We start from the raw sequence: 15,439 nt of genomic DNA on the forward strand, positions 1-15,439 counted from the left end.
AATATAATCCTCTTTTGACTTTATAATTTTTAAATTTTTAATTATATCTGTTGACATTGGACGCAAAAATAAGAACTTCTGTTACCTATTTTCTTTTTTTCAATTTTTTCTTTACAAATATGACAATTTTCTTTGTCTCTTTTGTATACTAAAAGTTTTTTTTGATAAGAACCTTTTATACCTAAAGCTTCAAAACTACTAATAGAAGTGCCCCCATAATAAATCGCTTTATTCAAGATTTCTTTAGCTTTAGCTAATAAAATTTTTATTTTTGTTAGATTTAAAGAATTAGCTAATGTTTCAGGATGAATTTTTGCTAAAAATAACATTTCACTAGCATAAATATTTCCGATGCCTGAAATTATTTTTTGATCTAATAAAATTTTTTTAATTGCTATTTTTTTGTTTTTAATTTTTTGAAAAAAATCTATATCTTTTATTAAAAAAGGATCTAAAGCTAATTTATTTAATCCACTTTCTTCCAAATATTTTTCTTTTTTGTATAAATTAAAACGACCAAATTTTCTAAAATCATAATATCTAAAAACTTTATTATTCTTTAAAAAAATGCGAAAATTTTCATATTTATGAATTGTATCGCATTCTTTTAAAGAATGAATATATATTTTTCCTTCCATTCTCAAATGACCTATTAATACCCAATTTTGTTCTAAAAAAAATAATAAAAATTTACCTTTTCTTTGGATATCTAAAAAATGTTTACCTTTTATGTTTTCTAAATTATGAATGCTTTGTAATGAAGGCGGATGAAAAATTTGTATTTTTTCTATTTTTGTATCAATTATTTTTTGCTTTAAATAATTAATAGTAACTTCTACTTCTGGTAATTCAGGCATTTTTTTAATTTACCTTTATGATTTCGGAAATTTTTCTTATTTATTGTGTTTGTATTTTTAATAATAAAAAATAAAACCATCTATAAATAAGATAGTTTATATTAAATTCAAAAAACTTATAAAAAAATCTAATTTTTATTTTTCAGCATCTTGTTGAAATTTATAAATTGTTAAGATATAAATATCTGGAGAAGATTGTTTTAATTCTATTTTACCCTTGATGATTTTAATTATTTGACCTGGTTGTAAAAAAAATTCAGGATTATCTTCATCAATATGATCAAATTTAATTATTAATTCTGGAAAATAAAAATTTTCATTATTTAAAGTAAATTTGATATCTTTAGTAAACCATTCTCTTTTTTTTTGATTTTGAATTGGTATATATCTATTTTGAACTTCAATACTAAAATTATTTAATAAAATTGGTTCTTTAGTTTGATGAGTTGTTTTTGTAAAATTCATGATAAAACATTAGCTCTTTTCCTATTTTATTTTTCTAAAAAATAATTCCATATAGTAATATTATATAAAAAAATATATAAGTTATTCATAATAAAAACTTAAATGTTTTTTAAAATAAGAAGTTTTATTATGTTGTTAAAATAATAGGAATAATAATTGGTTTTCTTAAAATTAATTCATAAATTTTAGGAGTGATAAAATCAATAATTATTTTTTTTAAATGATTTTTATTGATTTTATCAAATTTATTCAAATATTCTTCAATCATTTTTTTAATTTCCCAAGAGGTTTTTTTCATTAATTCTTTATTACTTTTCATATAAATAAAACCACGCGAAAAAATCATAGGATTATTCAAAAGTTTTTTATTTTTTAAATTAATACTTACAATTATAGAAAATAAACCTTCTTCACTCAAAATTTTTCTTTCTTTTAAAATGTAATTACTTAGATCTTCTGTACCTGAATCATCAATATAAATATTACTAACTGGAATTTGGTTAGGTGTTTTTTCTATATAATCATTATTTATTTTCGCAATATCACCATTATCTAAAATGCAAATATTTTCTTCTTTAACGCCACATTCCATAGCTAATTTTTTATGAGTCACTAACATAATGTGTGTACCATGAACAGGAATAAAAAATTTAGGTTTTACTAGGTTTAATAATAATTTTAAATCATTTTGACCAGCATGTCCTGAAGCATGAGTATTCACAACATCTCCGTGAATGATAACTTCAATATTCATTTTAAAAAGTAAATCTAAAACTTTATTTATACTATCTTGATTACCAGGGATCGGAGAAGAAGAAAAAATAACAGTATCTGTTTTTAATAATTTTATTTGTCTATGAATACCATTTGCCATTCTGCTAAGAGCTGCTAAAGGTTCTCCTTGTGATCCGGTACAAATTAAAGTAACATTAGGGTTTTTATCTAGATTATTATTGTTGATTATTTTATCTTTAGGAATATTTAAATAACCGTTTTTTATTCCTATATCGATAGCTTTTTCCATACTACGTCCGAAAATAGCAATTTTTCTATTTGTTAAAAGACTAGCTTCAATAATTTGTTTGATACGATAAAAATTAGAAGCAAAAGTAACTATTATAATTCTTCCTTTTATTTTGTAAAATAATTTGTTAATAGTTTTGCTAATTTCACTTTCTGATTGAATAATTTCTTTATTTTGTGCATTAGTAGAATCAGATAAAAGACATAAAATATTTTTTTTCTTTAATTCTGTTAGTTTATCGTATTCTGTTAAAGGACCTATAGGTGTATTATCAATTTTAAAATCTCCTGTATAAAAAATAATTCTATCTTTATTATTAAAGACTATACCGAACGCATCAGGAATAGAATGATTCATTCTTATAAAAGAAACTTTAGTATTGCCGAATTGAAATTCTGAATCATTATTATATTTAGTTATAAGTTTTGTGTATTCATTTAATTTGTGTTCAATTAACTTTGATTCTATTAAATTGAAAGCTATACCAGAAACAAATATTTTATTGATTTTGATTTTTTTTAATAAAAAAGGAATTCCCCCAATATGATCTTCATGACCATGCGTAATAAAAAGGGCTTCGATTCTATGTTCGTTTTGCAATAGATATTCATAATTTGGAATAACATAATTGATTCCTAAAAAAGAATCGCCGAAAAAAGAAATACCTGAATCCGTAATAAATATTTTTTGTTCGATTTCAAAAATATACATATTTTTTCCTACTTCGCCTAAACCGCCTAAAGCATAAAAAAACATATCAGATTTTTTTAATTCGTTATTTTTATTTAATAAATTCATTCTATTTGTCTTTCCTATTTAAATTTTATTTATTGGTTTTATTATCAATAGTTATTAAAGCGGGTATGATGATTGGTTTTTTTTGTGTTTTTTTAAAAATAAATTTTGATAATTCTTCTCTTAAATAATTTTTAAAATCACTCCATTGATTTTGTTTATTATTTGTCAAAAAGTCTTGAATTAAATTAGCAAAAAGTATTTTTATTTCTGATAAAAAAGATACAATTTTAGTTTTATCTAAAAAACCTTTACTTATTAATTCTATATTTCCTATAATTTTTTTTAATTTTAGGTTTAGGTTACAAGCTATTATCAAAACACCATCATTCGCTAGTAATTCACGATCTTTTATAATATATTCGTTTCCCTCTAAAACCGGAGTACCATCAATTAAAAATTCTCCTAAGTTTTTGAAAGTTTTTTTATTAATAGAAGGATTATTTTTTAAATCATAATTCCAACTATCCCCATTTTCTAGCATAAAAATTTTATTTGCAGGAAAATTAAAATTTTGGGCAATTTTTTTCATTTGATATTGATGACGGTGTTCACCTATAATTGGTAATAGATATTTAGGATTTAATAAATGTAAAATTAATTTAAAATTTTCTTCATAATTATAAGACACTGTTAATAAATCTTTTATTAAGATGTCAACAACAAAACCGTTACGGGCTAAATAATCTATAGTTTTATTTTGAATTTTATCGATACCTGTTACTTCAATAGATAATAATAAAATTTTATCTTGGGGATGTAATTTCATTAAACGATCTGTTTCTTTGCACATTCTTTGTAAGCGATATAAAGGTTCAAATCGTTTACCTACTATTATGACTACTAAATTTTTATATTTTAAATAATCTTTCATTCCTTTTAAATTGACTAAAAATCCATTAGGAATTTTTAAATAACCTTTTTGAATAGCTATATCTACAATTTTTTCATTTTTTCTTCCTAATAAAGCTATTTTTAAATTAAATTCTACTGCAATATCAATAATTAATTGAATTTTCAATAAATCAGGAATTAAAAAAGAAATAATAATATTGTTTTTTATACTTGCGAAATAGCTACTGATAGAGTATTCTAAAGCTTCTTCTTTTTTTTGTTCAGTGATATGGAAAGCTCCTTGAGAGGCCACCATTAAAGCTAGAGTTTTTTTTGAATTTAATTTGGATAAAGCTAAAAAATTAGTTTGAAAATTTTTATTTTTAGACTGTAAAAAATGTATTTCGCTAATATAAACTAAATAACCTTGTGATGTTTCAAAAGCCATACCTAAAGTTTCAGGCAAAAAATGAGCTACTCTAAAAAAAACAGTTTTTGTGTCTTCGAAATCAATTTGAGAATTTTCATCTATTGATTTAAATTCTACTTGAGAAATATTTACATTATTTTTATTTTTATCGTTATTATTTTCTAAATTGGCTTTTAAAATATCTATAACAAATTCCGAAGCATAAACAGGCGCTTTAAAATATTTAATTAAGTAAGGCAAAGAACCACAATGAGTTTCGAAAGCTGAAGTGATAAAAATACCTTTAATTTTATTTTTTACATTTTCTAAAGAAGTATACTCAGGAATTATTGAGTCTATTCCGTGCATAGACATATTAGGATATTTTAAACCCATGTCTAAAATAAAATAAGAAGATTTTATTTTTAATAAATATAAATTTTTACCATTTTCGCCTATTCCACCTAAGACTGAAAATTCAATTTCTTGCATATGTAATGAAAAACTCTCCATATAAAATTTTTAAAAAAAATAAATATTAATAAATATGAATAAAAATTTTTATAATATATTCATATTAAAACTTTTTTATATTAATTCGGAATATTAATATATTATTGGAATAACAAAGAAAGTTAGAAATAAAATATGTTTAAAAAATTTGTTTTTAAGAATACAACTAAAAATAATAATAAAAGTAATTTAGGAAGTAATTTAGAAAGAGATATTAATTTGACTAATGATTTTTATCGAGATAATAAAATTGCTTTAATTTTTAAAAATGAAGTTCCAATTAAAGTTGTTAAGGTTGATTATTCTTCAAGAAAAAGAGCTAAAATAGTTGAAGCTTATTATTGTTTAAATTCTTTACCTGATTATCAAGGTCTTTATCGAGGTAGATATTTATGTTTTGATGTGAAAGAAACTAATCATAAAACAAGTTTTCCTTTATCTAATATACCTCAACATCAAATTGATAGTTTAAATCATGTAAAACAATTTAATGGTATTTCTTTTTTTATTATTCATTTTAAATTTCATAATAAATATTTTTATCTTCCTATAGAATTTTTAAATAATTATATTAAAAATTGTTCAAAAAAAAGTATTAATTACAAAATATTTGAAGAAAATTTACATCATATTGTTTTAGTTTATGCTCCGAGATTAAATTATCTAAAAATAGTAGATAATTATTTATAAAAAAGAAACTATATTATCTTGAAAAATTCTTTTTATAAAATGTAAACAAATGCCAGTAATTATATTAGTTATTGTAACTGAGAAAAAGAAATACAAAAAAATTAACAAACCAGGATTTATATTTAAAGAATTTTGTATAGAATCTTTATAAGAAATCATATGATCAAAAATATGATGTGAAACATTTTTATTTTTATAAAACAAACAAACAAACAAAATATAAGAAATACTTTGAATAATTGTTGTTAAGGATAAACTTATCCAAATATTTTTTGTTTTAAAAAAGTTATTGGAATTTTTAGAACAAAAAATACCTATTAGAGAACAAGCTAAATAAGGAATTATAAATAAAAATAACAAAACTCCTATTATTAATAATGTTTCGTTGTTATTATAACCTTCTTTTAATAAACTATGTTGGTGAATACTATTATTACTTTCTAAAATAATATGTATACAAATATATAATAAATTAGCATAAAAACTATATTTAAAACCAAAAAAAAAACCTATCAAAATAAGAGGCAATAATTCTAATTTTATTAAAGAGTTTTGACAACTGTGGCCAAAAATCACTTTGGTTAAAACAAATTCTATAATAAAAGAAATAGACAAAAGGAAAGAAATAAAAATTATTTTTTTTAATGAAGATTGTTTCATTTTTTTAAATTTTTTTCGCATGCATACTTTCTTAAATTATAAAATTTATAATATAACTCATTTAACATATTAAATTATATTAGCAAATTTTATAATTTATATTTGTTTTTTTATTCATAAAATAAATTATTAAAAATACTTAATAAGTATAAATAGTTTGGATTTTGGCTTTAATATTTTAGTCAGAAGATTATAAATATAATATAATTTTAAAATATTCTAAAAAAATTAAATTTACAGTGATAATATTTTTTAAAAAATTTTGGAAATACGCCTTTTATAGTTTAAATATTATTTTTTTATTTCCTAAACATTATAACAAAATAAATTTATAAATATAAAATGAAAATAATCAAAAATTAATTTTATTTTTATTCGATAATTGTTTTATATATTTGTTTTTAAGAATAAAAATAAATTTATTTTTAATTTTGGCAAAAAGAAAATAAACATTTATTCATAATATTGGATAGCAAAAAATGAAAAAACTTATTTAAGATATTATAAATAAATATTGTTATAATAGTATTGATATAAATAAAAAAATATTAATTTGTACTCAAAATTAGAATTTGAGAAAATTTTATAAATACTTTGACATGAATTTATTATTATTTTTTATTTTAAAATATTATCGATATTAAAATGAATAACTTCAAACTGACAAAAGTTTAAAATTATTTAAAACATTAATAGTAATTAGATTATAAAGAGGGAGAACATGTATTCTATTAAGGATCTTTATAAGAATTACAACTTATACATAAATAGAAAAATTTCTATTAATGGTTGGGTTAGAAATTGTCGTTTTCAAAAAAATTTATTTTTTTGTGATTTAAATGATGGTTCTTTTATAACAGACTTGCAAGTAGTTTATAAGAACGTTCAAGACAAATATTTTAATGAAATAAAAGAGAATTTACAAGTAGGAGTTTCTTTATATTTAGAAGGTAATTTAGTTATTAATCCTAAAGCCTCTCAACCTATTGAATTATTAGCTGATAAAATAATTATTTTAGGTTTAAATCATGAGTCTTATCCGATTCAATCTAAAAAACATTCTAAAGTTTTTTTACGTCAAGTAGCACATTTAAGATTAAGAACAAAACTTTTTGGTTCTGTTTTTAGAATTAGAAATACGGCTAGTATGGCTATTCATGATTTTTTTCAAAAAGAAGGATTTATATGGGCACACACACCTATTATAACTACAAGCGATGGTGAAGGCGCTGGTGAATTATTTCAAGTTACTACTTTAGATTTGAATAAACTACCTTTAGATACAAATCAAAAAGTAAATTATAAACAAGATTTTTTCGGACAGCCTACTTTTTTAACTGTGACAGGCCAATTAGAAGGCGAAGCTATGGCTTTAGCTTTTAAAAAAATTTATACCTTCGGTCCTACTTTTAGAGCTGATAATTCTAATACTTCTAGGCATATTTCAGAATTTTGGATGATTGAACCGGAAATGGCTTTTTATGATTTAACAGAAAATATAAAAATAGCTCAAAAAATGCTTCAATATATTATTGAATTTTGTTTGAGAAATAATAAGGAAGATTTTTTATTTTTAGAACAAAATGTAGAGCCTAATTTAATTCAAAGATTAGAAAAAGTAGTTCATTTGAAAGAGTTTAAACGTATTAAATATAAAGAAGCAATTGAATTTTTATTAGAAAGCGAAACATCATTTGAAAATAAACCTGTATATGGATCAGATTTATCAACAGAACATGAAAGATTTTTAACTAATTTTTTTGGAGCACCTGTTTTTATTACTGATTGGCCTGTTGATATAAAGGCTTTTTATATGAAAAATAATCCTGATAATGAAACTGTAGCTGCTATGGATTTATTAGTTCCGAAAATAGGAGAATTATTGGGAGGTTCTCAAAGAGAGGAAAATTTTAATATTTTAAAAGAAAAGATGAGAAAATTTAATATTTCTCAAGAAGAATTAAATTGGTATTTGGATTTACGTCGTTTTGGTGGATGTATACATTCAGGTTTTGGTATGGGTTTCGAGAGGTTATTAGTTTATTTAACTGGTTTAGATAATGTTAGAGATGTTATAGCGTTTCCAAGAATCCCTAAAAAAGCTTCTTTTTGAAAAATTAAATTTAGAAATTAAAAAAATAATCAAAGGATTTTTCATTTATGGGAATAATATTAAATAATGTTTCTAAAGTTTTTATAAATAAAAAAAATAAATATTATGCAGTTAAAAATATTAATTTGAATATTTCTACTGGAGAATTAGTTAGTCTTTTAGGTCCTTCAGGATGCGGTAAATCTACTATTCTTTATATGATTGCAGGTTTATCAAGAGTGACTGAAGGAAAAATTTTATTTGATGGTCAAGATGTTACTAATTTACCACCAGAAAAAAGAGGTATTGGTTTAGTTTTTCAAAATTATGCTTTGTATCCTCATATGACAGTTCGTCAAAATATTATTTTTCCTCTACAAAATTTAAAATTTTCAGATGAACAAATCCAACAAGAAGTTGAGAGAATTTCTGTTTTATCTTCGATCGAAGATTATTTAGATAAAAAACCTTCTGAATTATCTGGAGGCCAACAACAAAGAGTATCTTTAGCTAGAGCTTTAATTAAAAATCCTAAAATTTTATTATTAGATGAGCCTTTATCTAATTTAGATACAAGACTTCGCTTCAAAATGAGAGAAGAAATTAGAAGAATTCAAAAAAAGACTAAAATTACAGCTATTTTTGTTACTCACGATCAAGAAGAAGCAATGTCTATTAGTGATAAAATTTATGTAATGAATAAAGGTATTATTCAACAAAAAGACGTCCCTAAACAAATTTATGAAAATCCAGTGAATTTGTTTGTGTCATCTTTTTTAGGTGTTCCTCATATTTCTCTTTTTAATGGACATATTGTGGATGATAAATTAATGATAGGTGATGCAGTTATTTCAACCAACGTCCGATTTAAAAATATGAAACAAAAAGAGGTTCATATTGGGATAAGACCGGAAGGTTATGTTGTTGAGGATAATGGTGTTTTGCAAATAGAAGGAATTGCTTTAGAAAATATCGGAAGAGAATTATTTTTACTAGCTAAACATCCGAAATCTGTTTATAAAACTTTTCAAATTATTATTCCAACTTATAAACAAAAATTATTGGATTTATCTAACGTTTATAAAAAACAATTTCGTTTTAATATTGTAGAAAATAGATTTTTTATTTTCGATAAAACAAATGGTAATAGGATTTATTAAAATGTTTGATATTGTAGATCATAAAAAAAATAAATATTGGTATTATTTAACTCCAGCTTTATTTTTTTTAACTATTTTTACTTTTTATCCTTTGACTAAAATTTTTGTTATGTCTTTTACTAAATATGATAAATTTAAAGATATTTTTCAACTAAAAATGATAAATAATTATGGAACAGTCTTTCGAGATATGGAATTCCAATGGGCCTTAAAGAATACTTTATTGTTAGTTTTTATAACGGTACCATTATCAATTATTATCTCTTTAGTTATAGCTTTAGCTTTAAATAATGTTAAGAATTATTTTTTCAAAAACACTTGTAAAACCTTTTTTTTTCTACCTTTAATTTCTAATAATGTTATTATGGGAATGATTTTTAGCATTTTTTTTTATTATAATTTTGGTATTTCCTCTAATAAACCTAGTGGTTTGTTTAATAGTTTTATAAGTTTTTTTGGATTTGGGCCTTATCAATGGGTAAATTCAACTGCTCCTTATGCTAATAAAATGTTTGTTTTAGTTTTGTATAATATTTGGAATAGAGTATCATTTAAAATTTTTGTTTTTATTTTGGCTTTACAAGATATTAATAAATCATATTATCAGGCAGCTAAAATTGATGGAACCTCTAAGTGGCGTATTTTTACTAAAATTACTTTACCTTTAATCGCTCCTATTATTTTTTATCAATTTATTATAGAAATGTTAGCTGTTTTTAAAGAATATGAATCTGTTGTAGGTTTATTCGGAGATAATCATAATTTTAAAATAAGAACGATAGTAGGTTATATTTATAATCAATTATCTAGTACTACTCATAATTCTTATTCTAAAGGTACAGCGGCAGCGATGATATTATTTATTATTTCAATTTTATTTACAACAATAAGTTATCTTATTTCTAGAAAAAAAATAGATTAATAAAAGGTTATAAGATTTTAATGAATTTAATGAATAAAATAAAAAATTTTTTCTTTAATTTTAAATATGATATAGTAGTTACCAAAATAAAAAAAATTAATTTTTTATCTTTTTTAAGATCTTTATTTTTATTTTTAATTATTTTTTTATTTATTTTACCCTTTTATTTAATGTTTGTTACATCTGTTAAAAGTACATCAGACATTATCAAAGATAATGGTTTATCTTTTCCTAAAACTTTGGAATTTATAAAAAATTATAAAGCGGCCTTTAAGGATCAATTTCAATTTATGCCTTATTTTTGGAATACTTTGAGAGTTACTTTTTTTTCTACTTTATTAGGAACTTTATGTTGTATTTTAACTGCTTATGGTTTAAGTAATATTTTTCATTTTAAAATGAAAATTGTTATAATGTTATTATTATATTTAGGTCTAATGACAACTAGTGAAACCTTGACAATAATTAATTATAGGATTGTTTCTAATTTAGGTTGGGTAGATTATGGTAAAGGCTCTGATGTTCCTTTCGGAACTGATTATGCTTGTATTGTCCCTTATTTAATTAATATAGTGCATGTTTTGTTGTTATTAAGAACTTTTAAAAATATTCCTGAAGAATTATATTATACTGCTAAAATAGATGGAACTAGTGATTGGAAATTTCTTTGGAAAATATTAGTTCCGATTGCTAAACCTACTATTATTGTCATTATGATTTTCAGAATAGTAGCTGTTTGGAATGCTTATGCTTGGCCAGAATTGATGGGTGCTAAGTTATTAACTAATACAGCGAGAAAAACTTTTGATACTGAAACAGGTATAGATACAATGAATATTCAAATGGCAGTTGCTGTATTGATTAATATACCTTTGATTTTGATTTTTATTTTTTTTAGAAAATATATTATTTCAGGTGAAAATAAAAGTGGTATTAAAGGATAAAACGAAAAATTATTTATATCTTGCAGGATATTTTTTATTTTTATTTCTTATACTTTTGATAATTAATGAAATAATCTATGTTAAAGCCAAAAACAATAATATAGGTAATTTTTCATGTATTATTAATAAAGAAAATTTTCAAAAGTATGAAAATAAATTTAAAGAATCCAAAAAAGAAAATGAAAAGGTGAAAATTACTTTTTGGCACAATTTATATCCCGAAGAAGATCAAATTTTAAAAGAAATTATATCAGAATTTGAAAAAGAATATCCTGGGATTAAAGTTTTAGCTAGTAATAAAGGTAATTGGGGGCAAATTTTTAAACATGTTACTAATGCTTTAACTGTGGATAAACAACCTAATTTAGTTGTTTCTTATCCTGATCATACAAGATTTTATTTTAATTCTGGCAAAGTCATTCCTTTAAATAAGTTTAGTGAAGTAGATGAAGAATTTGCTCAAAATTTAAAAACTTTTCCTTTTTTAGAAGGTTATTTTGAACCAATTCAAATAGAAGACAATAAAGAAGAAGAAGGTATTGTAGTAGATAAAAACAATCGTTATTATCTGCCTTTTTTAAAAACTACTGAAATTATGTTCTATGATAGTTCTTTATTAAAAGAAATATATAAAGAGTTAAAAGACGAATCATCAAATACAATAGAATTTCAAGAATTTCAAACATTAGTAAAAGAAGATGGTTATTTATCGAAAGAATCTCTTCAATGGTCAGATATGGAAAAAATATGCCAAATTTTAAAACAGAAAAAAGCTCAAGATTTTATTCCAATAATAGTAGACAGTGAATCTAATTTGTTTATAATTTCTGCTAAACAAAAGAACATAAAATATCCGATAAGTAAAAATGATATAGGTGATTTTTTAAACGAAGATGCAATCAAATATACATTAGAAAAATTTAAGGACCTTTATGATAACAAATATTTAACTTTAAGTAAATTAACTGGTGAAGAAAATATTAAAACATTAATTAATAATAAAAGTTTTGCTTTTTATATTACATCGACTAGAAGATTAGATACTTTATCTAACATGAAAGATTTTACTCCTCATTTTCATTCTATACCTACATTTGACGTTGATAAAAATATTTTACAAGGTTCTAATGTTAATTTATTTTATTCTGCTAAAGAAGAAGAAATATTTGCTTCTTGGTTTTTCGCTAAATATTTAGCGTTACCAAAAGTAAATGAAAAATTCTTATTAAACAATAAATTTTTTAATATTACTCGTAAGAATTACTTTAATAAAAACGATAACAAAATACAACAAATCATAGAACGAAAAATAAATGATAACCGTGATTATTCAAATGATGTAAAAGAAATTAGAAAAAAGTTTTTTAAAGAATTTATTTTAAAAAATCCCGAAAAAGAAAATGAGTTTTTTATTACCTCTACTTTTGAGAATTCTGATTTTTTTAGAAATATTATTACTGATTTGTTTATAGATGTTTTGCAGATCTCACCGAATGATACCAATAAAAGAGAATTGATTCAAAAATTATTGAATCAGACTATTCAAAGGATACAAACAAATTAAATGAAATAAATTAAAAAAATTATTTAATATTAAAGTAAGATATAATTTTTTATTCAATAATTTGAGAAATAAATTGAAAGAAAGGCAATAAGTTTATATAAAATGAAATTTATTAAAGAACAAATTGAAAAATTTGATACAATTATTATTCATGGTCATATAAGACCTGATGGAGATTGCTATGGTTCTCAATTAGGTTTAAAAGATATTATTTTGAAAAATTTTTCTAATAAAAAAGTTTATGTTGTTGGCGAAGAAGAACCCAAATTATCTTTTTTAGGTCAAATGGATAAAATCACAGATGATATTTATAAAGAGGCTTTAGTTTTTATTGTTGATTGCGGCCAAAATTCTGTTATTAGCGACCCTAGATATAAATTAGGAAAAATGGTTATTAGAATCGATCATCATTTATTTATAGAAAAAATTGGCGATTATGAATGGATAGATAGTAATTTCGCTTCTTGTTCGGAAATGATTTATTTTTTGAAAGAATTTCATAATTTTAAATTAACTAAAAAAGGTGCTTTACCGATTTATACAGGTATTGTTACTGATACAGGTAATTTTTGTTTCAGCAGAGTTAACTCAGAGACTTTAAGATTTGCTTCTGATTTATTAAAATATGGTTTTACTCCTAATGAAGTTATTCAAAAAATAAATATGAAAAATTTAGATTTTTTGAAATTTCAAGGTTATGTTTGTAATAATTTTACTTTGGATGAAGGTTTTCTTTATTTTAAATTTTCTGAAGACATTTTGGAAAAATTTAATTTGACTGTAGAAGCGGCTTTCTCAATTATAAATATTTTAAGTAATATTGAAAAATGTCCTGTGTGGGCTTTTATTATTCAATTTAAAAATAATAATTGGAAATTTAGTCTTCGTTCACGGGGTCCAGAAATTAACTCTATAGTTAATAAATTTGGTGGTGGTGGTCACCCAAAAGCTTGTGGTGTTATTGTAAACACAAAAGATAAAGCTGATCAAGTTATTCAATCAATAAAAGAATCTATTAAAAAATTTAATTTGAACAAAAAATAAGAAAATATTGATTTTTAGTCATATGAAGATAGGACAAATAACAAATATATGTTTTTTTATGATAATATTGCTGCTATCGCCACTCCTTTAGGAGTCGGAAGTATTAGCGTTATAAGGATTAGCGGTCCTGGAGCTATTGAAAATATTAGTAAAATTTTTAAGAGTTCTAAAAAAACAATTGATTTATTAAATGTACCTTCTCATACTATTCATCATGGTTTTATTTTGGATAAAAATAAAGATGTTTTGGATGAAGTTTTAATTTCTATTTTTAAAATGCCTTATTCTTTTACTGGCGAAAATGTTGTTGAAGTCCAAGGGCATGGAGGTATTTTAATAACTCAATTATTATTAGAGAGAATTTTATCTTTAGATATTAGATTGGCTCGACCAGGCGAATTTACTAAAAGATCTTTTTTAAATGGCAAAATAGATTTAGTTCAAGCGGAATCCATTATGGATTTAATTTTTGCTCAAAATGAAAATGCTGTTAAATTATCTCATTTAGGTTTGCAAAAAAAAAATTCTCAATTAGTTCAAGAATTATCAGATAAGATTATTAAAATAATAGGTCAGATAGAAGTTAATATCGATTACCCTGAATATATAGATATTGAACAAATGACTAACGATATTATTCTACCTCAAATTCAAAAATTGATTTATCAAATGCAAGAAATTTTAAGTTCTTATACTAAAAATCGTTTTTTACAAAATGGTATTAAAACTTTAATTATTGGACGCCCTAATGTCGGTAAATCTAGTTTGTTGAATAACCTTTTAAAAGAAGAAAGAGCTATTGTCTCTGATATCGCTGGAACTACAAGAGATTATGTAGATGGATACGTTAATATTAAAGGTGTTTCTTTATTTTTGATTGATACAGCTGGTATTCGTCAAACTGATGATCCTTTGGAAAAAATAGGAATCCAGAATACCAAGAAACTTTTAAAAGAAGCAGAGTTAGTCATATTATTATTAGATCAGAGCAATTCTTTAAATGAGGATGACGAAATATTACTTGATATGACCAAAACATATTCTAGGATTATAATCGGTAGTAAGTCTGATTTACCTTCTCAAATGGAATTACCTTTAATAAAAGATCAAATTATTTCAGTTTCTAATTATACCCAAGAAGGCATTGAAGAATTAAAAAATACTATTTTAAACAAATTTCAATTAGATAATATCCAAGATAAAGATTTTAATTATTTTTCTAACGCAAGACATATTAAACAAATAGAAATTGCTCTTCAAGCTTTACAAAATGTTGTTTCAGATATTGATCAAAAAATGCCTATCGATATACATACAATTAATTTAAAGGAAGCTTATAATGCTTTGGATAATATTTTAGGTAAAAATATGCCAGATCGTTTGCTGAACGAATTATTTTCTAATTTTTGTTTAGGGAAATAAAAAAAATCATTTTTTAACATAATTCACAAAGGAATCAGATATTA

Annotated in this window: 13 protein-coding genes; 8 read left to right on the forward strand and 5 right to left on the reverse strand. The window is 22.7% G+C overall.

The features are described 5' to 3' along the window. Positions 1-41: 41 nt before the first annotated feature. The 4 genes from mutM to M8044_RS00505 form a co-directional block, all read right to left on the reverse strand. The gene (gene mutM / locus M8044_RS00490) at positions 42-857 is read right to left on the reverse strand and encodes a DNA-formamidopyrimidine glycosylase (protein WP_273585118.1); all 816 of its coding nucleotides are present in this window, start codon (positions 855-857) and stop codon (positions 42-44) included. Between the two features lie 135 nt (positions 858-992). Then, positions 993-1,322 carry a hypothetical protein gene (locus tag M8044_RS00495; RefSeq protein WP_273585119.1) on the reverse strand — a complete coding sequence of 110 codons (330 nt, stop codon included), beginning with the start codon at positions 1,320-1,322 and terminating at the stop codon, positions 993-995. 127 nt (positions 1,323-1,449) lie between these two features. Then, entirely contained in the window at positions 1,450-3,144 is a 1,695-nt protein-coding gene (locus M8044_RS00500) for a ribonuclease J (RefSeq protein ID WP_273585120.1), read from the reverse strand. A 25-nt stretch (positions 3,145-3,169) separates the two neighbouring features. Further along, positions 3,170-4,876 (reverse strand): ribonuclease J, encoded by a 1,707-nt coding sequence (locus tag M8044_RS00505; RefSeq protein ID WP_273585121.1) that lies wholly within the window; start codon positions 4,874-4,876, stop codon positions 3,170-3,172. Between the two features lie 156 nt (positions 4,877-5,032). Between M8044_RS00505 and recU the strand changes: the two genes are divergently transcribed. Continuing rightward, positions 5,033-5,587 carry a Holliday junction resolvase RecU gene (recU, locus tag M8044_RS00510; protein ID WP_273585122.1) on the forward strand — a complete coding sequence of 185 codons (555 nt, stop codon included), beginning with the start codon at positions 5,033-5,035 and terminating at the stop codon, positions 5,585-5,587. On the opposite strand, the gene M8044_RS00515 is transcribed toward recU, so the two are convergent. Then, entirely contained in the window at positions 5,582-6,268 is a 687-nt protein-coding gene (locus M8044_RS00515; protein ID WP_273585123.1) for a hypothetical protein, read from the reverse strand. The genes recU and M8044_RS00515 overlap by 6 nt on opposite strands. A gap of 700 nt (positions 6,269-6,968) precedes the next feature. Here M8044_RS00515 and asnS point away from each other — a divergent pair. The 7 genes from asnS (at position 6,969) to mnmE (ending at position 15,395) form a co-directional block, all read left to right on the forward strand. Beyond that, entirely contained in the window at positions 6,969-8,360 is a 1,392-nt protein-coding gene (gene asnS, locus M8044_RS00520) for an asparagine--tRNA ligase (protein ID WP_273585124.1), read from the forward strand. 47 nt (positions 8,361-8,407) lie between these two features. Further along, on the forward strand, positions 8,408-9,499 hold the full coding sequence (locus tag M8044_RS00525; protein ID WP_273585125.1) for an ABC transporter ATP-binding protein: 1,092 nt from the start codon (positions 8,408-8,410) through the stop codon (positions 9,497-9,499). A 1-nt stretch (position 9,500) separates the two neighbouring features. Next, on the forward strand, positions 9,501-10,421 hold the full coding sequence (locus tag M8044_RS00530; protein ID WP_273585126.1) for a carbohydrate ABC transporter permease: 921 nt from the start codon (positions 9,501-9,503) through the stop codon (positions 10,419-10,421). A 20-nt stretch (positions 10,422-10,441) separates the two neighbouring features. Next, positions 10,442-11,365: a carbohydrate ABC transporter permease gene (locus M8044_RS00535; protein WP_273585127.1), complete on the forward strand. Its 924-nt coding sequence runs from the start codon at positions 10,442-10,444 to the stop codon at positions 11,363-11,365. Next, positions 11,337-12,929 (forward strand): ABC transporter substrate-binding protein, encoded by a 1,593-nt coding sequence (locus tag M8044_RS00540; RefSeq protein ID WP_273585128.1) that lies wholly within the window; start codon positions 11,337-11,339, stop codon positions 12,927-12,929. Before M8044_RS00535 ends, M8044_RS00540 begins: the two co-directional genes overlap by 29 nt. A 102-nt stretch (positions 12,930-13,031) precedes the next feature. Continuing rightward, entirely contained in the window at positions 13,032-13,973 is a 942-nt protein-coding gene (locus M8044_RS00545) for a DHH family phosphoesterase (protein ID WP_273585129.1), read from the forward strand. Between the two features lie 48 nt (positions 13,974-14,021). Then, on the forward strand, positions 14,022-15,395 hold the full coding sequence (gene mnmE / locus M8044_RS00550) for a tRNA uridine-5-carboxymethylaminomethyl(34) synthesis GTPase MnmE (RefSeq protein WP_273585130.1): 1,374 nt from the start codon (positions 14,022-14,024) through the stop codon (positions 15,393-15,395). Positions 15,396-15,439 lie beyond the last annotated feature (44 nt).

Origin of the sequence: Columbia Basin potato purple top phytoplasma (assembly GCF_028595955.1) — a bacterium.
Taxonomy (GTDB): domain Bacteria; phylum Bacillota_I; class Bacilli_A; order Acholeplasmatales; family Acholeplasmataceae; genus Phytoplasma.

Coding starts and splice junctions, on each gene's coding strand:
- M8044_RS00500 (WP_273585120.1), bottom strand. CDS start 3,144: ATGAATTTATTAAATAAAAATAACGAATTAAAAAAATCTGATATGTTT.
- M8044_RS00535 (WP_273585127.1), top strand. CDS start 10,442: ATGAATTTAATGAATAAAATAAAAAATTTTTTCTTTAATTTTAAATAT.
- M8044_RS00525 (WP_273585125.1), top strand. CDS start 8,408: ATGGGAATAATATTAAATAATGTTTCTAAAGTTTTTATAAATAAAAAA.
- asnS (WP_273585124.1), top strand. CDS start 6,969: ATGTATTCTATTAAGGATCTTTATAAGAATTACAACTTATACATAAAT.
- mnmE (WP_273585130.1), top strand. CDS start 14,022: ATGTTTTTTTATGATAATATTGCTGCTATCGCCACTCCTTTAGGAGTC.
- mutM (WP_273585118.1), bottom strand. CDS start 857: ATGCCTGAATTACCAGAAGTAGAAGTTACTATTAATTATTTAAAGCAA.
- M8044_RS00530 (WP_273585126.1), top strand. CDS start 9,501: ATGTTTGATATTGTAGATCATAAAAAAAATAAATATTGGTATTATTTA.
- recU (WP_273585122.1), top strand. CDS start 5,033: ATGTTTAAAAAATTTGTTTTTAAGAATACAACTAAAAATAATAATAAA.
- M8044_RS00545 (WP_273585129.1), top strand. CDS start 13,032: ATGAAATTTATTAAAGAACAAATTGAAAAATTTGATACAATTATTATT.
- M8044_RS00515 (WP_273585123.1), bottom strand. CDS start 6,268: ATGCGAAAAAAATTTAAAAAAATGAAACAATCTTCATTAAAAAAAATA.
- M8044_RS00495 (WP_273585119.1), bottom strand. CDS start 1,322: ATGAATTTTACAAAAACAACTCATCAAACTAAAGAACCAATTTTATTA.
- M8044_RS00505 (WP_273585121.1), bottom strand. CDS start 4,876: ATGCAAGAAATTGAATTTTCAGTCTTAGGTGGAATAGGCGAAAATGGT.